At 45.6% G+C, this 13,978-nt stretch carries 12 protein-coding genes and 1 rRNA gene; 3 read left to right on the top strand and 10 right to left on the bottom strand.

What is annotated here, in order from left to right:
- The 3 genes from A3848_RS19125 to gyrA form a co-directional block, all read right to left on the bottom strand.
- Positions 1–491, bottom strand: a 16S ribosomal RNA gene (locus A3848_RS19125); the annotation flags it as partial.
- Between the two features lie 383 nt (positions 492–874).
- The gene (locus A3848_RS19120) at positions 875–1,975 is read right to left on the bottom strand and encodes an HD-GYP domain-containing protein (protein WP_074086494.1); all 1,101 of its coding nucleotides are present in this window, start codon (positions 1,973–1,975) and stop codon (positions 875–877) included.
- A gap of 199 nt (positions 1,976–2,174) precedes the next feature.
- Positions 2,175–4,718, bottom strand: coding sequence for a DNA gyrase subunit A (gyrA, locus tag A3848_RS19115; protein ID WP_074086493.1), 2,544 nt, complete (start codon positions 4,716–4,718; stop codon positions 2,175–2,177).
- A gap of 396 nt (positions 4,719–5,114) precedes the next feature.
- Here gyrA and A3848_RS19110 point away from each other — a divergent pair, with 396 nt between their 5' ends.
- The gene (locus A3848_RS19110) at positions 5,115–5,996 is read left to right on the top strand and encodes a YheC/YheD family protein (RefSeq protein ID WP_074086492.1); all 882 of its coding nucleotides are present in this window, start codon (positions 5,115–5,117) and stop codon (positions 5,994–5,996) included.
- 75 nt (positions 5,997–6,071) lie between these two features.
- On the opposite strand, the gene gyrB is transcribed toward A3848_RS19110, so the two are convergent.
- The 7 genes from gyrB to A3848_RS32415 form a co-directional block, all read right to left on the bottom strand.
- Positions 6,072–7,982, bottom strand: coding sequence for a DNA topoisomerase (ATP-hydrolyzing) subunit B (gyrB, locus tag A3848_RS19105; RefSeq protein ID WP_074086491.1), 1,911 nt, complete (start codon positions 7,980–7,982; stop codon positions 6,072–6,074).
- A gap of 46 nt (positions 7,983–8,028) precedes the next feature.
- Complete coding sequence (remB, locus tag A3848_RS19100; RefSeq protein ID WP_019914525.1) at positions 8,029–8,277, bottom strand: extracellular matrix regulator RemB; 249 nt, start codon at positions 8,275–8,277, stop codon at positions 8,029–8,031.
- A gap of 16 nt (positions 8,278–8,293) precedes the next feature.
- Positions 8,294–9,412 carry a DNA replication/repair protein RecF gene (gene recF / locus A3848_RS19095; RefSeq protein WP_074086490.1) on the bottom strand — a complete coding sequence of 373 codons (1,119 nt, stop codon included), beginning with the start codon at positions 9,410–9,412 and terminating at the stop codon, positions 8,294–8,296.
- Positions 9,413–9,434: 22 nt separating this feature from the next.
- Positions 9,435–9,662, bottom strand: coding sequence for a S4 domain-containing protein YaaA (yaaA, locus tag A3848_RS19090; RefSeq protein WP_074086489.1), 228 nt, complete (start codon positions 9,660–9,662; stop codon positions 9,435–9,437).
- 48 nt (positions 9,663–9,710) lie between these two features.
- Positions 9,711–10,853 carry a DNA polymerase III subunit beta gene (gene dnaN, locus A3848_RS19085; RefSeq protein WP_074086488.1) on the bottom strand — a complete coding sequence of 381 codons (1,143 nt, stop codon included), beginning with the start codon at positions 10,851–10,853 and terminating at the stop codon, positions 9,711–9,713.
- A 197-nt stretch (positions 10,854–11,050) separates the two neighbouring features.
- Positions 11,051–12,397, bottom strand: a complete 1,347-nt coding sequence (gene dnaA, locus A3848_RS19080) for a chromosomal replication initiator protein DnaA (RefSeq protein WP_074086487.1) — start codon at positions 12,395–12,397, stop codon at positions 11,051–11,053.
- Between the two features lie 184 nt (positions 12,398–12,581).
- Positions 12,582–12,722: a hypothetical protein gene (locus tag A3848_RS32415; RefSeq protein ID WP_167374746.1), complete on the bottom strand. Its 141-nt coding sequence runs from the start codon at positions 12,720–12,722 to the stop codon at positions 12,582–12,584.
- Positions 12,723–13,071: 349 nt separating this feature from the next.
- Between A3848_RS32415 and rpmH the strand changes: the two genes are divergently transcribed.
- Positions 13,072–13,206, top strand: coding sequence for a 50S ribosomal protein L34 (gene rpmH, locus A3848_RS19070; protein WP_019914530.1), 135 nt, complete (start codon positions 13,072–13,074; stop codon positions 13,204–13,206).
- A 353-nt stretch (positions 13,207–13,559) separates the two neighbouring features.
- Positions 13,560–13,910: a ribonuclease P protein component gene (gene rnpA, locus A3848_RS19065; RefSeq protein ID WP_074086485.1), complete on the top strand. Its 351-nt coding sequence runs from the start codon at positions 13,560–13,562 to the stop codon at positions 13,908–13,910.
- Positions 13,911–13,978: the final 68 nt, after the last annotated feature.

Genomic DNA, 13,978 nt, shown 5'->3' with positions numbered 1-13,978 from the left:
GGTACCGTCACTCCGGTAGCAGTTACTCTACCGGACGTTCTTCCCTGGCAACAGAGCTTTACGATCCGAAAACCTTCATCACTCACGCGGCGTTGCTCCGTCAGGCTTTCGCCCATTGCGGAAGATTCCCTACTGCTGCCTCCCGTAGGAGTCTGGGCCGTGTCTCAGTCCCAGTGTGGCCGTTCACCCTCTCAGGTCGGCTACGCATCGTCGCCTTGGTAGGCCGTTACCCCACCAACTAGCTAATGCGCCGCAGGCCCATCCTTTAGTAGCAGATTGCTCCGCCTTTCATCCCACGCCCATGAGGGTGAAGGAATTATCCGGTATTAGCTACCGTTTCCGGTAGTTATCCCAGTCTAGAGGGTAGGTTGCCTACGTGTTACTCACCCGTCCGCCGCTAAGCTTATCCCGAAGAATAAGCTCCGCTCGACTTGCATGTATTAGGCACGCCGCCAGCGTTCGTCCTGAGCCAGGATCAAACTCTCCAAATTGGTATTTAGAAAGAGCGATTGCTCATTTTGAAACATCTGACGAGAATAAAATATTCTCTATTTTTGGATCTCACTTGCGTGAAATCCCACTCACTCGTTGTTCAGTTTTCAAAGATCAAGCTCGTCGTCGGCGCCGATTATCTCGTCACCAGCAACTCTTATAATATATCACGTTCGACCGAGTAATGCAAGCTCTTTTTTTCAACTTCTTTTCGAGCTCGGCGTTGATGTTTCATGGCCGGAATAAGAATATACCATGTACAGAGTTTCATTGCAAGCATTATTTTTAAGATACATCTTAAAAGGCTGCCCCATACTTAACCACCGATTGTTACAGCAGCTAAAAAGGGAAGCAGCCTTAGGGACAAACAGCTTTGACAGCTTTAAGCAATAATCTCTTGGATATACAACTCCCGCTCCAGCATTAAATTAACGATTGCACTTTCCACTTGCACCATCGGGCGGGTGGGATTACTACGATCTGTAAAAATAATTTCACCGTGGCGACCATCACTAAGACGTATTCTTGTACCGTTGTATAGGTTAGTTGTTTTCTGAATGAACGTTTGGACAATGACAGGATCAAGTTTACCAAAGCTCTCTGTAAGCAGCTGCTCCAATACAAGGTAAGGTGACTGTGCCCTTCTATAGGCCTTTACAAGTGTCATGGCATGGAATATATCTGCAACCGCAACAATCTTGGCATAGAAGTGGATCTGACTGCCTTCCATATGGAGCGGATAACCTGACCCGTCAATTTTCTCATGATGCTGCAGCGCGGCCAGTCGAACACCTTCATTGATAGCCGTAACATTACGCAGCAGCTGGTATCCATAGGTTGTGTGCCTGCGGACTTCCTCTATCTCAGGAGGAGTCAACGGCGTTGGCTTTTGCAGCAGGGCAGCATCTACCTTGACATTACCTATATCATGCAGCAAACCTGCAAAAGCACACTGCATCCAATCCTTTTGTGGATATCCGCACCACTGGGCGATTTTATAGGAGGTTAAAGCAGAGAGTACTGCATTGTGATAATTATATTCCTGTTCCAGATGAACGCGTGGTGCAAATTTCAGTACATGATAGTCCTTCAAGTGGCTGATTAGAGCTTCTAACTGACTTCGTAATTCCAATATAGGGAGTGGGGCGGCTGCAGCCGACGCATAGCTTTTCTTAACAAGCGCTACCATCTTCTCATACTCATCATGAAGTGGAGAATTGCTTTTGACCAGCTGAGATTCATTGATTACAGCACCAGACTTTACCGAAGTTGTCTGCTTTGTTGCTTTGGCTGTATCAGGAGCAGTGCTCTCTCCCAGAGCACCTTCTATCTCTATTTGTTGAATCAAAAAGGCCTGCAGGATTTCAATATCCCTCGGCAATATAATTTTCCCTTTGGTGAACAGAACGCCACCCAAAGGTGTGACTACATCCTTAATAATTTTTGTACCTGGCTTAACTTCCCCTACCATTATGCTTGGCATACATTCAGCCCCTCTGTTTCAGTGACACTTATGTTCAGTAATTTTACTTCCCTAATTATAGTATGGATAACCTCAAGCGACTAGATGGAGTAAGGTGTTTCCTTAAAAATTAATTCCAGTGATATATACATTTCAACCCCATGTACGCAAAAAGAGCATGAGTCTCTGCAAACAGAAACCCATGCTCTCCATGATAAATTTATTCGAGATTATCTTCTTCATTATCGGAAACAGCTTCGGACTGACCTTCTTCAACAGTTCCTTCTGCTGATGCATCCAGAATCTCTTCTCCGTTCTCTTGTTCCGAGAACTCATCTTCTTCATTCTTATCGGCTCTGCAGAGCGTGGCCACTGCATCATCTTCACGGATATTAATCAGCTTGACCCCTTGGGCATAACGGCCCATGGTAGAAATGCCATCCATGCTGGTACGGATCAGAGTGCCACTCGTCGTGATGATCATGAGGTCCTCATCTTTTTTGACAACCTTCAGTCCGACTACCGGACCGTTTTTGTCAGTAAGATTAATGGTCTTGATCCCCTTACCGCCACGGGTTTGGGAGCGATAGTCAAGGGCAGGGGTACGTTTACCATAACCCTTGGTGGTAACAATCAGTACCTCAAGCTCCTTATCTACACAATCCATCCCAATGACCTGGTCATTCTCATCCAGTGAAATACCTTTAACACCAGTTGCGCTGCGTCCCATAGAACGAACATCGTTCTCAGAGAACGTAATCGACATCCCGCGTGCCGTACCAATAATCAGGTTCTGCTCACCGTCTGTCAGCTTCACCTCGATCAGTGAATCCTCCTCACGGAGATTGATCGCAATCAATCCGCCTTTACGGATATTGTTGTAATCCTCAAGAGGTGTCTTCTTCACGATCCCTTCACGGGTAGCAAAGAACAGATATTTGTCACTGTCGGCATCTTCTACTTGGATGACAGCGCTAATCTTCTCACCCTGCTCAATCTGAATCAGGTTAATGATTGGTGTTCCCCGGGCAGTGCGTCCCAGCTCAGGAATCTCATACGCTTTGATCCGGTAGACCTTACCTTTATCAGTAAAGAACATCAGATAATTGTGGGAATTACTTACAAAGAGATGCTCCACAAAGTCCTGATCCTTGGTATCCATCCCTATAACACCACGGCCTCCGCGTTTCTGGCTGCGGTAGGTGCTAACAGGCAGACGCTTGATATAGCCGGTATGCGTAATGGTGATGACAACCTCTTCACGCGGGATCAGATCCTCATCGAGGATACTTTCTTCACCTACCGTGATTTCCGTACGGCGGTCATCAGAATACTTATCCCGAATCTCCTGAAGCTCGTTGCTGATAATCTCCAGTACCAAATGCTCATTAGCCAGAATTTCACGGTACTCCGCGATCTTGGCCAAAAGCTCGTTATACTCGTTCTCAATCTTTTCCCGTTCCAACCCGGTCAAACGCTGCATCCGCATATCAAGAATGGCTTGTGCCTGTTCTACGCTGAGGCTGAATGTGCTCATTAAGCCATCTCGTGCAATATCCGTCGTACGGGAGGCACGGATTAAAGCAATAACCTCATCCAGATGATCCAGCGCGATCCGAAGACCTTCCAGGATATGTGCCCGTGCTTCAGCCTTCTTAAGATCAAAAACAGTCCGCCGACGGATAACTTCTATCTGGTGCTGCAAATAGTGGTATAGCACATCACGGAGATTAAGAGTCTTTGGTTCGTTATTAACGATAGCAAGCATGTTAATTCCAAATGTAGACTGCATCGAGGTGTGTTTGTAAAGATTGTTCAGCACAACGCTCGGGTTCACATCACGTCTCATCTCAATAACTACACGCATGCCGTTGCGGTCGGACTCATCACGCAGATCTGTAATGCCTTCAATCCGTTTTTCACGAACTAATTCAGCGATCTTCTCCACCAATCTGGCTTTGTTGACCTGGTAAGGCAGCTCACTAACAATGATTCGCGCTTTTCCGTTATTCTCTTCAATATGTGCTTTGGCTCGCATTGTAACCGATCCGCGGCCAGTCCGATAAGCTTGACGAATACCTTCACGGCCCAAAATATAACCGGCCGTTGGGAAATCCGGACCTTGAATATATTCCATGAGTTCCATGGGTGTAATATCAGGATTCTTGATCATAGCCTGTACACCATCAATAACCTCTCCCATATTATGAGGAGGAATATTGGTAGCCATACCAACAGCGATACCCGATACCCCATTTACAAGCAGGTTCGGATAACGGGCTGGCAATACTACCGGCTCATTCTCTTCACCATCATAGTTGGGCGCGAAATCAACCGTTTCTTTGTTCAGATCGCGAAGCATTTCACCGGCAATTTTGGAGAGCCGGGCTTCGGTGTACCGCATTGCAGCAGCCATGTCCCCGTCAATAGAACCAAAGTTCCCGTGACCATCCACGAGCATATACCGCATTGAGAAATCCTGCGCCATACGTACCATCGTTTCATAAACAGCAGAGTCCCCGTGAGGATGATATTTACCAATTACCTCACCGACGATTCTGGCAGATTTCTTATGAGGTTTATCGGCAAACATTCCAAGTTCCGACATTGCAAACAAAATGCGTCGGTGGACAGGCTTAAGTCCGTCCCGCACATCCGGCAAAGCCCGGCTCACAATGATGCTCATCGCATAATCCATAAAGGATTCGCGCATTTCCACACCAATGTCCCGATCTTTGACTTGCGGGTTATTTTGTTCAGCCATGAGTTGCTGGACCTCCTTCAGTTAAAAACCGCTACCCTTTATTATATTACTTTCACAAAAGTAGCACAATTAAACATGATAGCCTTTTATCTTCTAGAATGATTTTCTTTTAGTGGGATACGGGTATACGCCCTCTCAGCCAATGGCCTCAGTACATAGACTGTAATGACAAGAAGAATGACCTTATAGCCCTGTTTTTGTCCCAAAAGACATAGCCCCATATCCTTATATTATAGCACTGTTTGGGTGGCTTGTCCTGACATTTCAGTATACCTAGCGCCAGACCCTATGTATATGAAATCCATTTTTACGACGAGCAGATGAGTAATGGATATCCTATCTACATGAAATAAACTAGGGGATTGATTGCTCGTAATACTTTGAAGGAGGTAGATCATGAGGATTCAACGGGTATCCAGCAAATGGTCCAAGACAAAAGTCATTCTACAAAACCGTCAGCTGGCTATATTCATCCCCGAAACGCGAAAATATAGTCAAGAGGCGTTAATTGAACTGCTTGAGATCTATGGAACAGTATATATTAAGCCAGATCGGGGCACCTATGGCAGCGGCGTAATGAGGGCAGAACAGCGCACGGTTCATTTAAGCCCGAGTATCCATCAGCCCGGCAATGACTGCGCTCCAAACCATGATATGGAGAATAGCAAAATAATCGTTGAACAAAAGGTAATATATATCCTTCGTTACGCAAAAGATGTAGAAGCTTTTTCCTCACTACAAGAGCTGCATGCAGCATTATTGCTGCGGATTAAGGGTCGTATATATTTGATTCAGCAGGGCATTGATCTACTACACCATCAGGACCGGCCCTTTGATCTAAGGGTACTTACGCAAAAAAACCTGTCAGGAGCTTGGGAAACGACGGGGATGCTGGGGAGAGTAGCCGCACCGCAAAAAGTAGTCACCAATTATCATAGTGGGGGCAGTATTTTTTCCGTCCACCATCTGCTTAAAGAACATATGAGTCCACTTGAACTGAAAACAACCATTCAGCAGTTGAAATCATTGGGAGTAAAAATTGCTACGCAGCTAGAAACTGCTTATCCGGATCTTAAAGAGATTGGACTTGATGTGGCTATGGATCCGCATCATGATCTCTGGCTACTGGAGGTCAATACACTTCCATCCATTATTGTGTTCAGCCGCTTTCAGAATAAGTCAATTTACCGTAAAATTCGCCTTTATGCAGTAGCATACGGGAGATTAAAAAGAACCCGCTCCTTGATTTACCGGCGCAAATTGGCAAAAAGAAGATAAAAAATAAGAACCTCCGCATTCTCATATTTATTACAAATAGAGAAAACGGAGGTTCACTATAACAGCCTACAAATATTAGATATCCAGATTTCTTACGGATTGAGCATGCTCCTGGATAAATTCGCGACGCGGCTCAACATTATCGCCCATTAGCGTATCAAAGATTCCGTCGGCCAGAATCGCATCCTCAATGGTAACCTGCAGCATCATACGACTCTCAGGGTCCATAGTTGTATCCCAGAGCTGTGTCGCATTCATTTCCCCAAGACCTTTATAGCGTTGAACGTTAACTTTAACATTCTCGCCGAAACTGGCAATAATCTCATCCCGCTCCTTCTCAGTTTGAGCATAGCGGATGACCTTGTTACGTTCAACCTTAAACAGTGGCGGCTGAGCGATATAAATATAGCCTGCTTCGATAATTTTTCGCATGTATCGGTAGAAGAACGTTAGCAGCAAGGTTCTGATATGCGCTCCGTCAACGTCCGCATCGGTCATGATGACAACCTTGTGGTAACGGGCCTTTGACAAATCGAAGTCATCACTGATACCGGTTCCCAATGCCGTGATAATTGCCCGAATTTCAGCATTGGACAGTATACGGTCGAGGCGTGCCTTCTCAACGTTCAGGATCTTCCCGCGAAGCGGTAGAATCGCCTGGAAATGCCGGTCACGTCCCTGCTTGGCGGAACCGCCGGCGGAGTCCCCTTCGACGATGTACAGCTCGCTGATAGAAGCATCCTTGGAGGAGCAGTCAGCCAGCTTGCCCGGCAGGGCACTTACTTCAAGTGCACTCTTGCGGCGGGTCAGCTCACGGGCCTTGCGGGCTGCTTCGCGGGCACGGGAAGCCTGCATGGATTTCTCCAACACACGCCGGGAAACTGCCGGATTCTCTTCCAAAAATTCCTGCAGTTTTTCTCCAAAAAGGGATTCCACAATACCACGCACTTCACTATTGCCCAGCTTGGTCTTGGTCTGGCCTTCGAATTGAGGCTCAGGAATTTTGACGGAAATGATCGCGGTTAGACCTTCACGCACATCATCACCGGTAAGGTTGGAGCTGCTGTCCTTAATTACTCCGGTCTTACGGGCATAGTCATTGATGATTCTGGTTAATGCACTCTTGAAGCCGGATTCATGAGTCCCGCCCTCATGCGTATTAATATTATTGGCAAAAGAGTAAATGTTCTCTGTGTAGGAATCGTTATACTGCAGAGCAACTTCCACCGCAATCATATCACGCGAGCCTTCCACGTAGATTGGGTTCTCGTGCAGCGCTTCTTTTTTCTCATTCAGATATTTCACATATTCTACGATACCGCCCTCGTATTTGAAAACATTCGATGCTCCCGTTCTTTCATCCAGCAGTGAAAGCTCAATACCTTTGTTCAGAAAAGCCAATTCGCGAACACGGGTAAGCAGGGTCGAATACTCAAACACAGTGGTTTCTGTGAAAATCTCCGGATCTGGATGGAACGTTGTAGTCGTACCCGTCTCATCGGTATCACCGATAACCCTGATATCATATTGCGGAGCACCGCGTCTATATTCCTGCTGGTAGATATGACCGTCGCGCTTAACGTTCACAACCACCTTTTCGGACAAGGCATTCACGACAGATATCCCTACGCCATGCAGACCGCCTGATACTTTATATCCGCCACCGCCGAATTTCCCTCCCGCATGCAGGACAGTCATAACGACTTCGAGCGTGGACTTCTTCAGCTTTGCATTCTCTCCGACAGGGATACCCCGCCCATTATCAATTACAGTAACACTATTATCTTCATGAATCTTCACTTGAATCCGGTCGCAATAGCCTGCCAGCGCCTCATCGATACTATTATCGACAACCTCCCAGACCAAATGATGCAGACCTTTGGCGCTAGTAGAGCCGATGTACATGCCGGGACGTTTCCGAACTGCCTCCAGCCCTTCCAGTACCTGAATCTGGCTCTCATCATATGTCGGTTGATTCATTGACATGCCTTCACCTACTTCTTTCAGATTATCTCTTGTACATCATACAACGTTATATTTCCAACAAAATTTTGGCTCGTTTTTTGAGAGTGGAGGAGGAGATAGGGGAGTAATATACAGTATTTTTGGTTACGACAATGGACTTCGCTTCCTCTTCACCGATTCGTTCCAGTTTTTTGTCCTGCTCGGAATGAATAATGAACTGCTTCGATACCTTGGAAGATTTCTCAATCGAGATATCAAATATAGCAATTAACTCTGAGGATCGAATAATCTTTTCCCCGCCCAAATGAATATACATGGTATTCCTCCGCTCTTTAGATCTCCACTTTCCCGTCATGCACATGATATAGGCTTGCGCCTTTTAGTTTATCGGCACTCAGACTTTCAACCCCGGTGGCGGTGATAAAAGTCTGTACCTTGCTTTGAAAAGTTTCGATAAGCTGGGTCTGACGATAAGGATCAAGTTCGGACAAAACATCGTCAAGAAGCAGCACAGGGTACTCTCCGATCTCCTCATGGATCAGCTCAATTTCCGCCAGCTTGAGCGATAAAGCTGCGGTGCGTTGCTGCCCTTGGGAACCGTAGACCTGAGCTTCTCTTCCGTTGATAAAAAAGGACAGGTCATCCCTATGGGGACCCGTCAGCGTCATGCCGCGTCTGATTTCCTGATCTCTCGTTTGTGATAACTTTAACATAAAATTGTCTAATAAGACAGCTTCATCTTCCATCTCACGCTCACCAAAAGAGGGAACATACAATAGTTTCAGCTCTTCTCCGCCGTTCGTAATGCCACGGTGAATGCTTTCTGCCCATATCTGCAGCTTCTTTATGAATTGTTTCCTTTTTTTGACGATTTTAACACCATGTTCTACAAGTTGGGCATCCCATATCTCTAAAAGCTCTTTGCCTGCAGCCTCTTTCCCCCAAAGCTGCTTCAGCAGGTTGCCTCGCTGGAGCAGTACTTTCTGGTATTGCTGCAGATGAAACAGGTAGCCTGGCTGCACTTGGCCAATTTCCATATCGAGGAACCGGCGCCGGATGCCAGGGGTTCCTTTGACAATCTCCAGATCCTCCGGAGCGAACATGACAACGTTCAAAGAACCTATGAACTCGCTCAGCTTTCGTTGCTCCAATCCATTAATTCTGGCTTTTTTTCCTCCAGTAGTCAGGGTCAGTTCCAGCTTCAAATCCCCGTATTTACGTTCCACCTCGGCCACAATCTGCGCGGAGCCTGCTGGAGCGTCAAAGGAAATAAGCTCCTTGTCCTTGGAGGTCCGATGACTCTTAGTCATCGCCAGCACAAACAGGGCCTCCATCAGGTTCGTTTTACCCTGGGCATTCTGACCAAGTATCAGGTTTACATCGCCAAGGTTCTCCAGACGCAGCAGCCCGTAATTGCGGTAATGCTGAAGACCGATATTTTTGACAAACACGAAGCTGTGCCTCCCCGAAGTGTTACTCTTTTATTCCGCCGCCTTCGACTTCAAAAACGCCGTTATCCTGAACCTCTATTTTATCACCCGGGTACAGCTTTCTTCCACGCCGATCTTCCTTTTCTCCGTTGACCCATACGTGTCCTTCCTGAAGCAAGGCTTTGGCCATCCCGCCTGTGGATACACAATCAGAGAGTTTTAAAAACTGGTCGAGTTTAATATATCCACTGTGGATAAGTATTTTTTTCATGATTTTCGTCCTTTCACCCACTTATCCACATGTGCATGGAGAGCGGTATTAATTCGTTGTACGATACGGGAGAATGACATACAGACTGCGGCTTTCATCCAGCGGTTTGAGGATAATCGGACTCATCATTCCGGTAAAAGCAATTACGAGCTGCTCACTCTCAACTACCTTGAGTACATCCAGCATATATTTCGAGTTGAAGGAGATCTTGAGCGGTTCGCCTTTAAAATCAAGAACTTCCAGCTCCTCCCGCACTTTACCCAGCTCCGATGAGCTGGACGAAATTTCAACATCACCATTATCCAGCGTCTGCATGCGTACAATATTCGTTTTTTCCTCGCGGGACAACAAATAAGCACGGTCAATCGATTCGCTGAGTTTTTTTGTATCCAAAGTTAGTTCTGTTTTGTAGGCAGTCGGAATAATTCTAGAAGTATCCGGATAAATCCCGTCCAGGATCCGCGAATAGAACAGCACCTTGTCGATCTTGAACAGCACCTGGTTGTCAGCCACTACAATGTCTACCAGCATATTCTGGTCCGGAATAATTTTGCTGAGTTCGTTCAGCGTTTTACCGGCAATGACAACATTAGCAAATTGGACACTTTCAGTACCCTCCAGATGCGCAGCTCTTGTTGCCAGACGGTGGCGGTCGGTCGCTGTGAACTTGAATTCATTATCGCTAAGATTCCACAGAATCCCTGTCAAAATGGGAGTTGTCTCCTGTGTGGAGATGGAGAAAGCAGTTTGTTTGATCATATTTTTCAGCAAATCACCAGGCAATGAGATGGTCTCGTTCTCCTCAATGCTAGGCAGCACAGGGAACTCCTCGGGATCAAGGCCTACGATTTGAATCTCGGTGGAACCGGAAGAGATGTAGGTTTGAAAACCTTCCTTGACTTCCATGTGAATTTCTTTGGAGGGAAGCTTCTTGATAATCTCAACGAAGAACTTGGCTGGAAGCACAACGCTCCCGGGCTGCTCGACTTTTACAATCGTATGGCTATCATCTTCAGCAGGAATAAAGGATTGGATCGAGATATCCGTATCGCTGGCAGTCAAGGTAACTCCCTGATGGCTAACTTCAAACTTGATACCGGTCAGAATAGGGATGGTGGTTCTGCTGGAGATTGCTTTGGATACGTGACCTATCGATTCGTTGAGTTCATTTTTAAGAATGCTTATTTTCATGATTTCACTCCTAGCTGAAAAATTGGGAAATGGGTGATGGTTCTTCCTCTACGAAACGGGGCTCTTAGAAGATGAATTATTATAGTTAATTATTAGTATTAGTAGTAGGGGCTCCGTTTATGTGGATAACCCCGAAAACAGCATAAAATTAAGCCTACCCACATGTGTATAGATTGTGTATAGGCTCTTAGTTCCTCTTATGAAGGATTTTTAATTTTCTCCGCAAGATTATTTACCACTTTGTACAACTCCTGGTCTACCTTTAATGACTGTGTAATCTTCTCATGGGCATGAATAACGGTTGTATGGTCCCGTCCTCCAAATGCCTCTCCGATCTTAGGCAGCGAATAATCCGTCAACTCCCGGGAGAGATACATGGCGATCTGCCGTGGGAAAGCTACAGCCTTGGTACGTTTACGCGCTTTGAAGTCTTCCATGCGTAAATTGTAATATTCGCCTACTTTTTGCTGAATATCATTAATTGTGATCATCTTCGGCCGGCTCGAAGGGATAATATCCTTAAGTGCTTCGGCTGCCAGATGAGTTGTTACATCCTGATTGGTCAGGGAAGAATAGGCGACTACGCGAATAAGTGCACCTTCCAGTTCCCTAATATTCGTATCGATCTGATTGGCAATGTACATCATTGCTTCATTCGGAATATCGAGGTTCTCTGCCTTGGCTTTCTTACGCAGAATGGCAATACGCGTCTCCAGATCCGGCGGCTGAATGTCGGTGATGAGTCCCCATTCAAACCGGGAGCGCAGCCGTTCTTCCAATGTGGGAATTTCCTTTGGGGGACGGTCGCTAGAGATAATAATTTGTTTGCGTTCTTCGTGCAAAGCATTGAACGTATGGAAAAATTCCTCCTGCGTTGACTCCTTGCCGGCGAGGAATTGGATGTCGTCAATGAGCAAAATGTCAACATTTCGGTACTTGTTACGGAAGCTTTCTCCTCGGTTATCACGGATGGAATTGATGAACTCATTGGTGAATTTCTCGGACGAGATATAGATAACCTTATTGTTCGGGTTATGTTCGAGCACATAATGTCCAATTGCATGCATCAAATGAGTTTTCCCTAATCCTACGCCTCCATAAAGAAACAATGGATTGTAAGCCTTGGCCGGTGCTTCTGCCACTGCCAGTGAGGCAGCATGTGCAAAGCGGTTGCCGGAACCGATGACGAACGTATCAAAAGTGTATTTGGGATTAAGCAAATGGGTCTGCGCTTCTTCACGCGATACCGCTGGAGAAGGAGCCATTTGTTGAACTATCGGCTCGGCCGGTTTGTTCTCCTCAATGACAAATCTGACCTCAACTTGCTCTCCGGTAACTTCATAAACCGTAGCTCCTACCAATTTTGTATAACGACTTTCCAGCCATTCTACGGCAAAGGTTGTAGGCGCCGAGATGATTAGAGCCTGAGGGCCAAAAGTAAGCGCCTTCGTGGCCTTAAACCAGGTATCAAAGCTCGGCTTGCTTAGTTTGGTTTGAATAATCGATAAAATTTGCTGCCATAATTCGGAAGTATGGCTGTCCACAGACTGTCACTCCTTTAAATCTTCCAAATGTGGCATCAGCCATGAAGTGGAAATGTCGAAGAAAATGGGTTGGTGCTGAATCTTATCCCCAATAGGCAATATATAGAGACAAAAAAACATGGATAAATTTGAATTGTTCACAACTTTATCCACAGCTTGTTGATAATATAGGGAACAAACAAATCTATTCACATTCAAAAGTAATACCATCATAGCAAAACCCCCCTTGTTTTTCAATGTGCGCGGCCATTTTATCCACAAATTCAATCACTTGTGTATAATTTTTAAGAACAACACTAGATATTGTTGATAATTTGTTTACCATTCGACAGGATCTCCTATGCCGGCGAATTTTTTATACACAGGTTGTTCGAAGCTGTGAGCATTAATTTTGATTTTTTAATAACAGGTGGATAACTGTAAAACGCTGTGGATTACTTTTCAGGAAAACACATTGTGGATAAAAGTTATGAAAAAGAGGATGAATGAGGGTAAGCAGACGAGGTTGACTTTTGTACAGATTGTGTGATTTAATATATAAAGGTGTTTTCTGTGAGGATATGTCTCCAAATTAAAATGATAATACTTGTAGATACTGTCCCTACTTCAAGGACGGCCTAGTCCGTTTCTGCTTATATGACAGTAATTATGATCCTGTAAGGGAGGTGCAATACATGAGACCGACGTTCAAACCGAATGTGAGCAAACGCAAGAAGGTGCATGGTTTCCGCAAAAGAATGAGCACGAAAAACGGCCGTAAAGTGCTGGCAGCCCGCCGCCTGAAAGGCAGAAAAGTTTTGAGTGCGTAAGTTAGGCCACTTAAGGACCACTACGGTGGTCCTTTTTTAAATGTTGGGGACGTATTGTTTTATATCCTTAAATTAATTACTTCCTTATATACCGTCAGAAACGGTTCTCACACTAGAAAGGGACAAGGGCAACTGTTTCTTCTCATTGTATGGAATTATTCAGCTCTGCAGTGGAATACGCCTATGACAGCGTTGCTACACTTTGCGGGGCTTTTTAATGTACGAATATAATTGATGTGAGATGAAGCAGTGATCAGAACAAGAGCTGTTTATGCCGGCTCCCCGATGACTATACTAATTAGAAGATAAAATTCCGGAGCACTTTGAGTCCGGTCTTTGAATAGGAGATTCCCGTGCACAAAAGTCTAAGATTACGAAACCGTGCCGACTTCAGCCGCGTATACCGCCATGGGAAGTCTTTTGCCAATCATCAGTTCGTGGTGTATTGGTTCAGCAGAAGAGAGGTGGAGCGGTTCCGGCTTGGAGTATCGGTCAGCAAGAAGGTCGGAAACGCGGTTGTCCGCAATCGGATGCGACGGCTGGTCAAAGAGATTGTCAGACATCATGAACCGGAAATTTCCGGAGGTATTGATATGGTGTTTATCGTAAGAAAAGGGGCACTCTCCAAGGATTATGCGGAACTGGAGAAAAGCGTTCTTCATGTGCTTCGCAAAGCCAAGCTGCTCAAGGCTTCACGCGCGTAATAGGGGCAGAATGGGCTTGTTTATTTGTATTCATAAATATGATATGATTTACGGTGCAATGGAATGTT

The organism is Paenibacillus sp. P32E (assembly GCF_001909085.1).
Lineage (GTDB): Bacteria > Bacillota > Bacilli > Paenibacillales > Paenibacillaceae > Paenibacillus_AQ > Paenibacillus_AQ helianthi.
The sequence above is the reverse complement of the archived record's forward strand: the minus strand, read 5'-3'. Positions and strand labels throughout refer to the sequence as shown.